Genomic DNA, 13,233 nt, shown 5'->3' on the forward strand with positions numbered 1-13,233 from the left:
CTTTCCCTCACTCTGGTTTTACAAGGAATAATGGTTGTCCGTATTCAACAAGCTGACCGTTCTCAACTAAAATGTCGACAATTTCGCCTTTTACTTCCGCTTCAATCTCATTAAATAATTTCATTGCCTCTACAATGCAAACAACGGTATTCTCTTTTACTTTTGATCCTATTGTAACATAAGGATCTGCATCTGGGTTTGGAGCAGCATAAAATGTGCCGACCATCGGCGAAGTAATTTTATGTAAATTTTCTGTTTTCTGCTCGCTTTCTTCTTTCGGCAAATGCACCTCTTTTTTCGGCTGTTCTAAAGATTCAGCAGCTGGCTGCTTTGGCAAAGCTTGAATTTCAGAAGCATTGTTATAGACAACATGCTGATTAGCGCGAGCCGCAGTTTTTTTTAATTGGACCTTTGCCCCTTCGCTTTCATATGTAAATTCATCAATGGATGAATCATCGATCAATTTGATGATTTCCTTTATTTCCTTAAAATTTAACATGAAAAAACACTCCTTAAAATGAATTCCAATTTGCTAGATATTATCATCAAGTATTAAAAGTAACTATCATTTATGATACGATAACTTTTTGCTAAAATTCAATAACTATTAAAAATATGAGCAAACAATTCAAAGCAGCTTTTTCTTCACATGAAAAAATCCCCGATTTTTCTCGGGGAGTCATGTTACTTTGCTATTTCAAATGTTACGGCAACATCTTGCATGGACTGGATTTCATCCTTCACCAATTGAATCAGTTCGTTTGCTTGCTGCGGGGAGTGTTCTTTCGCTTTTACGGTAATTCTCACCTTGTCTCCATCAGCGCGAACTAATGCATCCTCGTAGCCTTTTGTTTTGATAAGTGTTTCTAATACCTTCTCTTTCTCTGACAGCTTGGATAATTCGCGCATCTCCTCATATGCATTGTTTTTTTCCTCAGATGAGACATCATTGGACCCAATAATTGTCTCCAGCTCCTGCTTGCGTTCACTTCTTTCATCTTCCACTTCCATTCTCAGCGCAGTAAATAAATCATCGTCCGTTATTGTGGAGACTACCGATCCATCTTCTGAGCTGGACTGCTTGCTCGATTGTTCTTTTTCTTGCTGCTTCGCATCAGTTTTTTGTTGCTCTGTTTGTTCTTTATTATTGTCATTTCCGCTTTCTTTTTCATTCGAATTCGTCTCTGTATCCGTCAACACCACATCAGGGGAAGATCCTCCTTCAGGAGATGTAATGTAATAAACGGACAGCACAACAACTAAACTTAACATGGTTAATAACCAAACAGTTTGTTTTTTTAACATGTCAAGCATCCTCCTTTACTTTTTTGGCAATACGGCTACTCTATGACTATCGACATCAAGCACCCTTGTAACTGCATCGGTGATCATTTTTTTAATTTGAACGTTTTCAGCACCTTTTGCTACTACTAATACTCCGCGTATTTTCGGCTTTTCGGTTTTTACAACGATGGGCGATTCTTGATCCCCTTTTCGAATGATTACCACTTGTTCGTCAACAGATTTATCTTCCACCTGCCGCTTTCCGCCTTCACGGTCCGTCTCATCTGTCGTTTGGTTTTGAATCGAGCGATTTTTTTCCAACACACTTTCAGATGAAGAGTCAACATTGACAATAACTTCTACCTCACCTACGCCTGAAATGGACTGAAGCGCTCCTTTTAGCTCATTTGCATACTGCTGTTCATAACGTTCAATTGTTCCTTTTTCACTTGTTGTTTGTTTAAATGCGGGCTCAACATCCTCTTCTTCTGCAGCGGTGTTTATCGTTTCTACTGTTTTGCTTTCGCCGGATAAAAAACTGCCGATCAGCATAAAAGCGATTCCAAGCGTCAAAAGTATAAGCATGAATGGATAGGTGGCTGATTTTTTGAGCATATTTCGTCCGGGAAGAAGAGAGGCTAGTCGCTGCAAAAAATTTTTCCTATCATTCACTTAGGCCGCCTCCTTCCATTTCAATCGAAATTTTTTCTTTCGATACTCCCCATGTTTCAGCAAGCTGGGCAATTATTTCGTTTTCATTTGCGAGCATTTTTTTGTCTTCTTCGTTCATGTTGATTTCAACCGGTTTAACCGTTTCAACCGTGTGGGGAAGATCTTTTTCTTCCACGAAAACTGTAACTTGCTTTAAATCGTTTTCTGATTCAATCTTCTCTTTTGTTTCATCAACCGAAAGATGAATTTTTTGAACCTTTAAACCATAGTTTTCTACCAGCTCCTCTTCCGCTAAATTTTTCATTTGGACAGCCATTTGTTCTAAAATATATGCACGGTTGTTAGCTTGTATTTCATTTTTCTTAAATTCTATTGATTTTTTTATTGAATCTTCTTTTGCTTCCGAGTTCAGCAGCTCCTCGGATAACAAGTTCGGAAAATCATAGGAAAATATTTTTAAAATCGGCGTAAGAATGACAGACACTAATAATAAACTAACAACGACTTTTACATATTTTTGCATTGCGGATCTCGGCAGCAGCATATCTAAAATAATGGCAATAAAAATAAATAATATGATATTAGTGACCCATTCGGTGATGAATGACATATACCACCACTCCTATCGAACCATCATGGTGACATTGCTCGCTGCGATAATAACTGTAATGCTTAAAAAAAACATGAACGATACAAGGATCAGTGCCGCTAGTATATAGATGATGCTCTTGGAGATGATGTCTAAACAGGAGATAATCTCTCCCGGCCCTAAAGGCTGCAAAACGGCAGCGGCAAATTTATAGATGAAGGCAATCGCCAGTACTTTCATTGCCGGAAAAATGGTGATCAAAAAGAGAATGGCAACACCAATGACGCCAATTGTGTTTTTTAACAGCATCGATGCGCTGAAGAGCGTATCAGCCGCTTCCGTAAACATTTTTCCAAGCACAGGTATAAAGTTTCCCGTTATAAACTTTGTCGTCCGCAAGGCGATCCCGTCTGTCACAGCTGCCGTCGCCCCCTGGACAGAAATCACTCCTAAAAAAATGGTTAAGAAAATGCCTAAAAGCCAGATGCTAATGCTTCTGAACAGCTGAGCAAGCTGAGTAACTTTATATTGATCCGTCATCGTGCTGATTAAAAATAACAAAGAAGACAAAAACAGCAGAGGGAGAACAATTTTTTCAATCAACAAACCGCTTCCGTTCATCAAGAAAATGGTAATGGGGTGAAAAAATGCAGCCGAAGCAACTCCTCCAGATGACGCCATTAAAGCTATTAACATCGGAATTAAGGCTAGAAGAAAGCTTGTCATCCCGTTAATCGCATTCGTTGCATAGGAAATGGCTACGTGAAAACTGTTTAAAGCTAAAATGACAAGCACCATATAAACAATGGAGTAAGCAACTTTGCTCACATTTTTTTCTTCAAAGGCGTTTTGTAAATGCTGGAGAAGAACGCTAAATATCGTTAAAATGATAATGGTTCCAAGAAGCTTTCCGTTTGCCAAGATTTCATGTAAAAGAAATTTCAAAATGCCAACGGCCCACTCTTTTATAGAAAATTGTTTTTCACCTTTAATAAAATCCATCAAGCTTCCCTTCTGGCTTTCCGGAAGAAGTCCTCCGTATGTCGTCATAATGTCATTCCAAAAATTTTTAATTTCCTCAATCCCAAGCTCGTCCATTTGTTCTGCCATATATTCTTGTTGAATCGCTTCTTCTTTTGGAGGATCTGCCGAGGAATTTTGCTCTTGAGAGGCTTGTACCATGTTTGGCACAGCGAAAGCAAAAAACGCCAAAAAAAGGATGCCGCGAAAAAATGATGACTGAATCCCCATCACCCCCTTAAAATTATATATTTGGGAGAAGCTTAATCATCGTTTGTATAATCACCGTCATGATCGGAATTGCCATAGATAAGATTAAAATTTTCCCTGCCAATTCAATTTTGGATGCAATAGAGCCTTGTCCGGCATCTTTCGTAATTTGCGCACCAAATTCAGCAATATAGGCAATTCCGATGATTTTTAAAATGGTTTCGACATAAATCAAATCAATGCTTGCTTCATTCGCAATTCTTTCGACCATTCGAATCAATTCATAAATTTGATCCACTAAAAAAAGAAAAATGGAGACACCGGTAAAGACGATTAATAGAAAGGCAAAGGTCGGCTTTTGTTCTTTTATGACAAGAGCGAGCAAAGTTGCAATCAATCCTAGCCCGACAATTTGAAAAATTTCAATCTCCAAAACCTCCTATCCTTGAAAAAGAAAAACCGCTTTAATTTTTTGGAACAAATCGTTGACAATGGAAGCAACCATAAAAAGTATGTAAATAAATCCCAACAATGTAACCCATTGGGCGTACTCTTTCTTCCCCATTTGATCTAAAATGGTATGAAGAAACGCAACGATAATTCCGATTCCAGCGATTTGGAAAATTGTGTTGACGTCAACACCCATGTCCCTTTCTCCTCCCAGCTTATATCGCTACATCAAAAGAATGATAATGAGCAATCCCGCTAAAAATCCTAAGCTTTTCGTCATTTTTCCGTAATGCTCTTGATTAAACAGCGCTTCTTTTTCTTCTTTTTCCAAATGAGCCATTGTCAATTTAATATGCTTTTGCTGGCTGATTAAATCATGCTGCCCCAATGTTTCTCCAAATTGCTTTAAAACTTCCAATTCCCCTTCCTTCAGCGATGTATAAGGCCATATTTCAAGCAGACTGCTTTCCCATGCGCTTTTCACATCAATGTCGCCTTGCGATAATTTCTCAGAAAATAATGTAAATAGATTAGAAAGCGGAGGGGCTGCCTGTTTGGCAATATGAAGCGATGCATCCTGCAATGGTGTGTGGCCGTACATGATCTCAGCTTCCAAGCTTTGCAAAGAAACCTTTAATTGCCGCAATTGTCTTGTCCGCTCTGTCAATCTTTTAGCCGAATCAAACCCAATCCATGTTGTTGCTAATAAGATGAATAAAGACCCTAGCAATTTCATCGCTATTTCACACCTGCTTTATACACAATCTCTTTTTCTTTTTTTCCAAATATACGGGAAACCGTCCCTGGAGTACCTTTTTTCTCCAATTCCATGTATCGGTCAAAAATGCCTAATTGAATAAGTTCTCTTAAAGTCGGACGGTGCAGCAAATCTTCAAAGCATTCGCCATGAGCGCTCACAAACAGCTGAACACCGCTGTTCACAGCTTCCATTAATGCATCGGTATCTTCCTTACGCCCTATTTCATCAGCAATAATGATGTCAGGGCTCATCGAACGGATCAACATCATCATCCCTTCTGCTTTCGGGCATCCGTCCAATACATCAATGCGAAGACCAAAAGTAAATTGCGGAATTCCTTTTACACTGCCGGCTATTTCTGATCTTTCATCCACAATGCCGACCTTTTGAGGCGGGATCGTTTTAACCCCAGTACTTATGATCCGGGCAAAATCGCGCAGCAGAGTCGTTTTTCCTGATTGGGGAGGTCCAAAAATAAGCGTATTTAACCATTTTTTTTCATATACATAAGGAATATATTGCTCAGCCAGGCCTATTTTCTCCCTTGCTATCCGGATATTAAAAGATGTAACGTGCCGTATGGCTTTGACATTGCCGTTTTCTGTAATCACTTTTCCAGCAAGGCCGATCCGGTGCCCTCCTCCAATCGTAATAAAACCTCTCTTTAATTCTTCCTCCAGTGTGTAAATCGAATATTGGCTGATCTTGTTTAAAATCATCATCCCGTCTTCTTTTGTCGCCTCGTAGTGAAGAAAGTGCGGTTTGCCGAAAGCGATGATTTCAATCGGCTTGTACAAACGTATGCGAATTTCTTCCATCTGTTCAAAAAAAGAAGAAGGAAGCTGCTTTAATTCATTTGCAATTGTTTCGGGAAAAATTGAGATGATTTCTTTCAATCTTCCTTCCCCCTTTAATACCTTATTTATTTTCAATGTATGCAAGCTTGGCCACTTTATGACTACCGTTTCTCTTATTCCTTTTTTTGCATTTATCTTTTCAATAGAATTTGATAGAATTTTCTGATTTTAATAGTTATAATGGAGTTAGGGGGTGGTGAGTGAATGTTGGTTCAAATTTATGATGGACTTGTATGGCTTCTTGCGGCTTTTATTTATATTGTTATACCTTTTGCCGTTTTCAGTGAATTGAGGAAAAAGAAAAAAGCGTGGATGGATCATTAAAGGTGGACAAGCTGTAATTGAATCCTGTTTAAAAAAAGGCCAGGTTGGAAAGCTTGTGTATTCTGATCTTTTATAAACGATTGCGAAAATAGCTATAAAATCTTTCTTTTCAAAAAAATAACCCACAGAAATCAGTTATGAATTCTGCGGGTCTTTTCGTTTTCTTTGTCTTTTTTCATTATTTTTTTAAGAATAATTACGCACGGGAAACATAAGAACCGTCAGAAGTATTGACGATAATAACGTCCCCTTCATTAACGAAAAACGGCACTTGCACGACAAGCCCTGTTTCAAGCGTAGCCGGTTTAGAGCCGCCTGATGCAGTGTCCCCTTTAATGCCAGGTTCTGTTTCCGTAACAGTTAATTCAACCGTGTTCGGAAGCTCAATTCCGATTGTTTCGCCTTGATACATCATGATGTATACTTCCATATTTTCTTTCAAAAACTTCAACTCATATTCAATTTGTTTTGAAGTAAGCTCAATTTGTTCATACGATTCTGTGTCCATGAAAACGTGCTGATCGCCATTTGCATACAAATATTGCATTTTCCGGGTGTCAATTTGAGCACGTGCTACTTTTTCGCCAGCCCGAAACGTTTTTTCTTGGATGGCACCTGTCCGAAGGTTGCGCAATTTTGAACGAACGAACGCCGCCCCTTTACCAGGCTTTACATGCTGGAATTCAAGAACGCGCCAAATCCCCCCATCGACTTCAATCGTTAAACCTGTACGAAAATCATTTACAGAAATCATATTTGGTCCTCCTATTACATTTTCTTTAACAACATTGATTGGGGCACTCGCTAGAGAATGATGAGCTCTTTCTTCGAATGAGTCAACACTTCATTTCCGTGCTCAGTGATCAAAATATCATCCTCAATTCTTACCCCGCCTTTTCCTGGAAGGTATATACCAGGTTCAACCGTGACCACCATGCCTGGCTGAAGAACGGTATCAGAGCGAGCTGATAGTGTCGGTCCTTCATGGATTTCAAGTCCGATTCCATGTCCAGTTGAATGACCGAAATATTCCCCGTACCCTTTATCCTCAATGTAGGTACGTGTGACAGCATCCGCTTCCCTTCCAGTCATTCCAGACTTGATTTCGCGCACGCCTTTCTTTTGTGCTTCAAGCACGATGTTATAAATTTCTTTCATTTCATCTCCAGGATCTCCAACAGCAATTGTCCGCGTCATATCTGAACAGTATCCTTTATAATAGGCGCCAAAGTCAAACGTTACAAGCTCTCCCTTTTCAATTGGTTTTTCACTTGCTACACCATGGGGAAGGGCTGACCGATAGCCTGACGCGACAATCGTATCGAAAGATGAGGAAGCTGCTCCTTTTTTTCGCATAAAAAATTCGAGCTCATTCGCTAGTTCAATCTCTCTCACACCTGGACGGATCATATGTAAAATGTGTGTAAAGGCAGCATCAACGATTTCAGCGGCTTCCTTTAATATCTTAATCTCTTCATCAGTCTTTATCAAGCGCAACTTTTCCACAATATTTGAGACAGGAACGAATTCAATCCCTTTTAAAACATCCTTGTACGATGTGTATGTTGAATAAGAAAGATGATCCTGCTCAAACCCGAGCGTTTTGATCCCCATTTTCTTCGCCTGCGCAGCGACTTCTTCAAAAATCGATCCTGAATGCTGCACGATTCTAAAATGCTTTACTTGTTTTTTTGACTGTTCTACATACCGGAAATCGGTAATAAAGCATGCATCCTCTTTTGCCACCAGTGCGACCCCGGCCGTACCTGTAAATCCCGTCAAATAGCGGCGGTTATATTCGTTTGTAATGAGCATGCCGTCAATATTTAACTGTTCCATTTGTGAACGAACTTTTTCAAGCTTCATGTGTTTCCTCCCTGATCAAATGTAGTAAAGATAAAGCTGCCAATTGATAGCCGTAAAACCCTAAGCCAATTATTTGCCCTTGTGTCACCGGCGCTGTGACAGAATGATGCCGGAACGGTTCCCGTTGATTTGTATTGGAGATATGGACTTCAATTACCGGTTTTGAAATGCTGGCAATTGCATCCCGTATCGCATAGCTGTAATGAGTAAAAGCTCCTGGATTTAAAATCACTCCATCAAATTGTTGATCGGCTTCATAAAGCTTATCGATAATCTCTCCTTCATGATTCGATTGAAAAAAAGAAAATTGAACTTGTTTTTTTTCACCGAGAGATTTCAATTCATTTTCCAAATCTGCCAATGTTTTTTTTCCGTAAATATGCGGCTCCCTCACGCCTAAATAATTTAAATTCGGGCCATTGATCACAAGTATTCTCTCCATCGATTACACCTTTCTATCATGTATTAAAAAAGAATGTCCAGTATTATGAACATTCTACCATAAGATTCTTGATCTCTCATCATTTAGTTTATGATTGGATCTTGTGACCCTGACACAGTTCTATAATCTCATCATTTAGTTTATGATTGACGCTCCCCATATTCGTAGGAAATGGAATACCCGACAAAAACGCCAAACAGCACATACAAGCAGATGGAGGTGACAATGGTATTTGTACCAAGCCGACCGAGCGGATCGATTTTTAGAAATGCCGGTCCCAGCCAGCAAAAAACAACGGCCCACAGCGCGACTCCGAAAACAATGCCTCCCCATATTGACCGAACTTTTTTGAACAGAACATAATATAAAAATGCAGTAAGTATAGAAATGATGCCTATGAAGGCAGCTCCCGCAAAATGCCCAGCGACTCCGTTCTTCCAATTATCAAAGGCAAATAACATGAGAGCTCGATTTGGCCCGATTTTCGTAAAGTTCAACACATACGCTAAATATCCTATCAAACTCCATAATACTCCGCCAGTAAAACCAATGACAACAATTTTCAGAAAAAAGGATCGGAATGGTTCTTTTTTCTTTTCCTTACCAGTAGAATTCTTTTTTTCGCTGTTAAGCATCCGTCCACCTCCCTTTTTTAATATGTCCACTTTTCTTTTCTTGATGAATTTTTCATGAAAAGTTTATTTTTTGTATAAAAAAATTTATTTCATTCATACTAAATAATGATAAAGTTTTTCACGCCGCCCTATTGGAAAAAAGACACATCCAACCTAGAGGTTTCATCTAATTTTTTGTAGAATAGTAATAAATAAAACTTTTCAATAGCTTTTTTATTATATAGATAGGCAGGTTGGTGCGTCATGAAAAACGAAAAGACTATGTATGGCGGGCAAGCGGTAATTGAAGGAGTTATGTTTGGAGGGAAGCATCATTTCGTCACAGCGATCAGGAGAAAAGACAATTCAATTGATTTTTTTCAATTGCCGCGAAAAAAACATCCTATATTATCCCGCTTCAAAAAAATTCCTTTTATTCGCGGAATTGCCGCCATTATTGAAGCAAGCGCAAACGGCTCCAAACATTTAAGCTATTCTTCAGATCGATACGATGTTGATCCAGCCGATGATGAAAAATTATTGTCAGAAGAAAAAAAAGAGTCGAAGCTTTCACTCATTTTAGGAGCTGCTGCTGTCGGAGTGCTGTCATTTTTGCTTGGCAAATTTATCTTTACTTTAATTCCAGTGTTTATCGCAGAATGGTTCAGGCCGATCATCTCATCGGATGTGGGGCAAATTTTGCTCGAAGGCTTTTTTAAGCTTTTGCTGTTGCTTGCTTATATTTATTTCATCTCGATGACTCCTTTAGTAAAGCGTGTTTTTCAATACCATGGGGCTGAGCATAAAGTGATTAACGCCTATGAAAACGGGCTCGCTTTAACTGTTGAAAATGTACAAAAACAATCAAGACTTCATTATCGATGCGGTTCCAGTTTCATTTTGTTTACGGTTATTGTTGGAGTATTTGTGTATCTGCTCGTTCCGACAGACCCGCTTTGGCTTCGCGTTGTTGACCGAATCGCTCTTATACCGGTTGTTCTCGGCATTTCATTTGAAGTATTGCAGTTTACAAATAAGCTGCGGCATAAGCCTGTTTTAAAATATCTTGGTTATCCAGGACTATGGCTTCAGCTGCTGACGACAAAAGAACCTACAGACGATCAAGTGGAAGTAGCGATTGCAAGCTTTCAAAAGCTGCTTTTATTGGAAGAAGAGACGGAAAAAATGGAGCGTATTGGTTGATTTGATAAACGAGAGCTTTTCTTTTTCTTGAAAACGACTGATGGAGGTGGCCTTTAGATGAACCGTTTTCCCGTCCATCCCGTATTCGCCGTTATCGCTACTTTAGGAGGTTTAGGGCTTATTTATATGCTCTTTTTCAATCCAAAGACTTTTTTCAAATTGTTTATTTGGGCGGTTGTCATCGGGATCATCATCCTCATTTATCGCTTAGTGATGAAAAAACGTACAAATAATGAGTATTCACAGTTTTTAAAAGCTGCGAAAAGATCGAAAAAAAGATTTAAAGATAAAAAGATACATTATGCTCAAAAGCACGTACTCCACAAAAAAAACAAAACGGCTATCTCTGCTAAAAGGCGGAGAGAAAACAATCATTTGACAGTCATCGAAGGTAAAAAAGGAAAAAAGAAAAATAGAGCTCTTTTCTAATAGGACCACTTTTTTAAAAAGGTTTCCGTTTTTTCTTTGCCGAGCTGAATTAATTCCTGTTTCTTCTCATTCGTAATTTTAAATTCCGTCGTTAAAATATTTTCAACCGGAATAAAAACGATGCTGCGTTCATGCCTTGTGGCAATATGCCTTGCATCGTGCGCTTCCTTCATCGTTTCAAATAACGCGTGAAACATTGATAAAGCGTTTTTTATTTCATTTCTTGGCCTTTCCTCTATATGCGCGCTAAGCTGAAAACCGAGGATCGGTCTTTTTTTTATTTTTCCATCAAAAAGCCAAATCGGGAAATTGCTGAGCACTCCTCCATCGACAACAATACTGACGCCATCCTTCGTCCATAGTTTGACAGGTTCAAAAAAATACGGGAGGCATGAGCTCATTCTGACTGCCTTTGCAACAGAAAATCTATTAGGATTGATTCCATATTTGCTTAAATCGTCCGGCAATACAACAATTTTTCCGTTCGTAAGGTCGGAGGCAATCACACGAAGCTTTCCTTTCGGCAAATCTGCAAATGTTGAAACTCCTTTTGCTTTTAATTTTTCTTCCATCCATTCTTCTAAAAATTGTCCTTTATATAGTCCCATCCGCCAATAAACACTGATCCATTTCATGAGCATAAATGACATAATTCCTTTTCTTTTATCTAAAAACTTTCGCAGCTCTAAGCTGTCCATCAAAGAAAGGATTTCATCACTTTTGTAGCCGGCTGCAATGAGAGCGGCAATGATCGAACCGGCGCTCGTGCCAGCAACCCTGGCGAATTCAAATCCTTTTTCCTCCAAGGCCTTGTATGCTCCAATAAAAGCGAAGCCTTTGATCCCTCCACCAGAAAAAACACCGTCAATTTTCAAAGCATTCCCTCCTTACTATTCCGTTACTACATTTTAAGAAGGGAAAACGATGTTTAGAAGTTTGTTTTCAATAATCGAGTAGGAGGGGGTGACTAACCCCCGACCTCTCACACCACCGTACGTACCGTTCGGTATACGGCGGTTCAATTAAGTATGACGTAGTGCTTGATATCTTTCGAATAGACTTCTTAACCCTCGACGCTTCCAATAGGAGTTGTCGAGGGTTTTGTGTAGAATGGGACTGCAGGCAATCCGCCAATATTTCTTGCGTGTATTGCCCCATTCGAATGCTTTATGGCTTGGAACCCCTAATCCTCTGAGTTTCCGAATTCTTGTTTTCGGGGTTTTCCATTCTTTCCACAAACACATCCGAAGCCTTCGTCTAATCCATTCATCAAATTCTTTGAACTTACTTGGTGTTTCTGCCAAGGCAAAATATCCGCACCATCCCATTAAATACTTGTTCAGATTCTCAATCCTTTTCTCCATTGGATACGGTTTCGACCTTGATGTAATTTCACGGATCTTGTTCTTCAAACGTTTCACACTTTCGTTCGCAATCCGTACCTTTGGAGTCTTATTGAGTGTGAAGCTGAAACCGAGAAACTTCCGTTTCCAAGGACGGTCTACCGCCGATTTCTCTTTATTTACCTTGAGCTTTAACTCCTTCTCTATAAAGTTCGTAATGGAGTTCATGACACGAATTCCTGCTTTCTTTGTTTTCACATAGATGTTACAGTCATCCGCATACCGAACAAACTTATGTCCACGTTTCTCAAGCTCCTTATCCAATTCATGAAGCATGATGTTTGATAAAAGTGGACTAAGCGGGCCGCCTTGAGGCGTTCCCATGTCCGTTTCCATTACCACTCCATTGATCATCACGCCTGATTGAAGATACCGGCGGATTACCTTCAGTAGAATTCGATCTTTGATCGTTTTCGCCAAGATCCCCATCAGTTTGTCGTGATTCACCTTGTCAAAGAATTTCTCTAGGTCTATATCGACTACCCAACGATATCCTTCTTTGATATAACCCTTTGCTTCCCTAACCGCATCATGTCCCCTTCTACCTGGGCGGAAACCATAGCTATGGTTCGAGAAGGTCGGATCAAAGATTTTCGTCAACACTTGGGCAATCGCTTGTTGGATGAAACGATCCGTCACGGTAGGGATCCCTAGAAGCCTTACTCCACCGTTCGGTTTCGGGATTTCGACTCGACGGACGGGTAAGGGCTTGTAGGTTCCTTCTCTCAACGACTGTCGAATGGAGTCCCAATTTTCGTAGAGGTGTCTTCGTAGGTCTTTTACGGACATGCCATCTACTCCGTGACCTCCTTTATTCTGTTCGACTCGTTTCAGTGCCGCCAGGAGATTTTCCCGTGACAAAATCATTTCCATCAACATTGATATCCTCTCCACGTGAACGAATTCTTCTATTTGTGCCATCTTCTGCTCCACCCTCTTGAAGTCCCCCGTGGGATTCACCACTTCCTCCTTCAAGTAAGTCCTATCGGATTGTCTGCTTCCACACAGAAGATGAACGCCTAGCGATTCGTTCTCCTTAATTGTTCAGTCCTTCCTCTTCCATCTCGAGCTTGGAAGAGTACTATGACTTCTGCTGACTTCTGACTGTTC

Annotated in this window: 17 protein-coding genes; 2 read left to right on the plus strand and 15 right to left on the minus strand. The window is 39.8% G+C overall.

The genetic code is table 11. From position 1 onward, the window contains the following. Positions 1-7: 7 nt before the first annotated feature. The 13 genes from accB to RI196_RS12495 all read right to left on the minus strand — a co-directional run bounded on the left by accB (position 8) and on the right by RI196_RS12495 (position 9,109). Positions 8-499, minus strand: coding sequence for an acetyl-CoA carboxylase biotin carboxyl carrier protein (gene accB, locus RI196_RS12435; protein WP_066247610.1), 492 nt, complete (start codon positions 497-499; stop codon positions 8-10). Positions 500-684: 185 nt separating this feature from the next. Continuing rightward, a complete protein-coding gene (locus RI196_RS12440; protein WP_066247608.1) occupies positions 685-1,305 on the minus strand; it encodes a SpoIIIAH-like family protein in 621 nt (206 codons plus the stop codon). 15 nt (positions 1,306-1,320) lie between these two features. Next, positions 1,321-1,956: a stage III sporulation protein AG gene (gene spoIIIAG / locus RI196_RS12445; protein ID WP_242009268.1), complete on the minus strand. Its 636-nt coding sequence runs from the start codon at positions 1,954-1,956 to the stop codon at positions 1,321-1,323. Continuing rightward, positions 1,949-2,566, minus strand: a complete 618-nt coding sequence (gene spoIIIAF / locus RI196_RS12450) for a stage III sporulation protein AF (protein WP_063388120.1) — start codon at positions 2,564-2,566, stop codon at positions 1,949-1,951. The genes spoIIIAG and spoIIIAF overlap by 8 nt, the downstream gene beginning before the upstream one ends. A gap of 12 nt (positions 2,567-2,578) precedes the next feature. Next, positions 2,579-3,796 carry a stage III sporulation protein AE gene (spoIIIAE, locus tag RI196_RS12455; RefSeq protein ID WP_094246192.1) on the minus strand — a complete coding sequence of 406 codons (1,218 nt, stop codon included), beginning with the start codon at positions 3,794-3,796 and terminating at the stop codon, positions 2,579-2,581. Positions 3,797-3,809: 13 nt separating this feature from the next. Next, positions 3,810-4,208, minus strand: a complete 399-nt coding sequence (gene spoIIIAD, locus RI196_RS12460; RefSeq protein WP_094246193.1) for a stage III sporulation protein AD — start codon at positions 4,206-4,208, stop codon at positions 3,810-3,812. Between the two features lie 6 nt (positions 4,209-4,214). Further along, the gene (spoIIIAC, locus tag RI196_RS12465; RefSeq protein WP_063388118.1) at positions 4,215-4,421 is read right to left on the minus strand and encodes a stage III sporulation protein AC; all 207 of its coding nucleotides are present in this window, start codon (positions 4,419-4,421) and stop codon (positions 4,215-4,217) included. A 27-nt stretch (positions 4,422-4,448) separates the two neighbouring features. Further along, entirely contained in the window at positions 4,449-4,961 is a 513-nt protein-coding gene (spoIIIAB, locus tag RI196_RS12470) for a stage III sporulation protein SpoIIIAB (protein WP_063388117.1), read from the minus strand. Between the two features lie 2 nt (positions 4,962-4,963). Further along, a complete protein-coding gene (gene spoIIIAA / locus RI196_RS12475; protein ID WP_063388116.1) occupies positions 4,964-5,881 on the minus strand; it encodes a stage III sporulation protein AA in 918 nt (305 codons plus the stop codon). Between the two features lie 481 nt (positions 5,882-6,362). Beyond that, positions 6,363-6,920, minus strand: a complete 558-nt coding sequence (gene efp, locus RI196_RS12480) for an elongation factor P (protein ID WP_063388115.1) — start codon at positions 6,918-6,920, stop codon at positions 6,363-6,365. 50 nt (positions 6,921-6,970) lie between these two features. Continuing rightward, positions 6,971-8,032, minus strand: coding sequence for a M24 family metallopeptidase (locus RI196_RS12485; RefSeq protein ID WP_094246194.1), 1,062 nt, complete (start codon positions 8,030-8,032; stop codon positions 6,971-6,973). After that, complete coding sequence (aroQ, locus tag RI196_RS12490) at positions 8,022-8,474, minus strand: type II 3-dehydroquinate dehydratase (RefSeq protein WP_063388113.1); 453 nt, start codon at positions 8,472-8,474, stop codon at positions 8,022-8,024. Before aroQ ends, RI196_RS12485 begins: the two co-directional genes overlap by 11 nt. A 140-nt stretch (positions 8,475-8,614) precedes the next feature. Next, entirely contained in the window at positions 8,615-9,109 is a 495-nt protein-coding gene (locus RI196_RS12495; protein WP_063388112.1) for a YqhR family membrane protein, read from the minus strand. A 243-nt stretch (positions 9,110-9,352) separates the two neighbouring features. On the opposite strand from RI196_RS12495, the gene RI196_RS12500 reads away from it, so the two are divergent. Beyond that, positions 9,353-10,291 carry a DUF1385 domain-containing protein gene (locus tag RI196_RS12500; RefSeq protein ID WP_066247604.1) on the plus strand — a complete coding sequence of 313 codons (939 nt, stop codon included), beginning with the start codon at positions 9,353-9,355 and terminating at the stop codon, positions 10,289-10,291. Between the two features lie 57 nt (positions 10,292-10,348). After that, positions 10,349-10,720, plus strand: a complete 372-nt coding sequence (locus tag RI196_RS12505) for an SA1362 family protein (RefSeq protein WP_066247602.1) — start codon at positions 10,349-10,351, stop codon at positions 10,718-10,720. Here the strand turns inward: RI196_RS12505 and RI196_RS12510 are convergent. Next, entirely contained in the window at positions 10,717-11,595 is an 879-nt protein-coding gene (locus RI196_RS12510; RefSeq protein ID WP_066247600.1) for a patatin-like phospholipase family protein, read from the minus strand. The two genes, RI196_RS12505 and RI196_RS12510, sit on opposite strands and share 4 nt — an antisense overlap. Positions 11,596-11,742: 147 nt before the next feature. Then, the gene (gene ltrA, locus RI196_RS12515; RefSeq protein ID WP_311067329.1) at positions 11,743-13,002 is read right to left on the minus strand and encodes a group II intron reverse transcriptase/maturase; all 1,260 of its coding nucleotides are present in this window, start codon (positions 13,000-13,002) and stop codon (positions 11,743-11,745) included. Positions 13,003-13,233 lie beyond the last annotated feature (231 nt).

The sequence above is a fragment of the Aeribacillus composti genome (assembly GCF_031760945.1).
GTDB lineage: Bacteria > Bacillota > Bacilli > Bacillales > Aeribacillaceae > Aeribacillus > Aeribacillus composti.

Excerpts from the sequence above, each read along its gene's own strand:
- accB (WP_066247610.1), bottom strand. The coding sequence starts at position 499 with ATGTTAAATTTTAAGGAAATAAAGGAAATCATCAAATTGATCGATGAT.
- RI196_RS12440 (WP_066247608.1), bottom strand. The coding sequence starts at position 1,305 with ATGTTAAAAAAACAAACTGTTTGGTTATTAACCATGTTAAGTTTAGTT.
- spoIIIAF (WP_063388120.1), bottom strand. The coding sequence starts at position 2,566 with ATGTCATTCATCACCGAATGGGTCACTAATATCATATTATTTATTTTT.
- spoIIIAE (WP_094246192.1), bottom strand. The coding sequence starts at position 3,796 with ATGGGGATTCAGTCATCATTTTTTCGCGGCATCCTTTTTTTGGCGTTT.
- spoIIIAC (WP_063388118.1), bottom strand. The coding sequence starts at position 4,421 with ATGGGTGTTGACGTCAACACAATTTTCCAAATCGCTGGAATCGGAATT.
- spoIIIAB (WP_063388117.1), bottom strand. The coding sequence starts at position 4,961 with ATGAAATTGCTAGGGTCTTTATTCATCTTATTAGCAACAACATGGATT.
- efp (WP_063388115.1), bottom strand. The coding sequence starts at position 6,920 with ATGATTTCTGTAAATGATTTTCGTACAGGTTTAACGATTGAAGTCGAT.
- RI196_RS12485 (WP_094246194.1), bottom strand. The coding sequence starts at position 8,032 with ATGAAGCTTGAAAAAGTTCGTTCACAAATGGAACAGTTAAATATTGAC.
- aroQ (WP_063388113.1), bottom strand. The coding sequence starts at position 8,474 with ATGGAGAGAATACTTGTGATCAATGGCCCGAATTTAAATTATTTAGGC.
- RI196_RS12495 (WP_063388112.1), bottom strand. The coding sequence starts at position 9,109 with ATGCTTAACAGCGAAAAAAAGAATTCTACTGGTAAGGAAAAGAAAAAA.
- RI196_RS12500 (WP_066247604.1), top strand. The coding sequence starts at position 9,353 with ATGAAAAACGAAAAGACTATGTATGGCGGGCAAGCGGTAATTGAAGGA.
- RI196_RS12505 (WP_066247602.1), top strand. The coding sequence starts at position 10,349 with ATGAACCGTTTTCCCGTCCATCCCGTATTCGCCGTTATCGCTACTTTA.
- ltrA (WP_311067329.1), bottom strand. The coding sequence starts at position 13,002 with ATGTTGATGGAAATGATTTTGTCACGGGAAAATCTCCTGGCGGCACTG.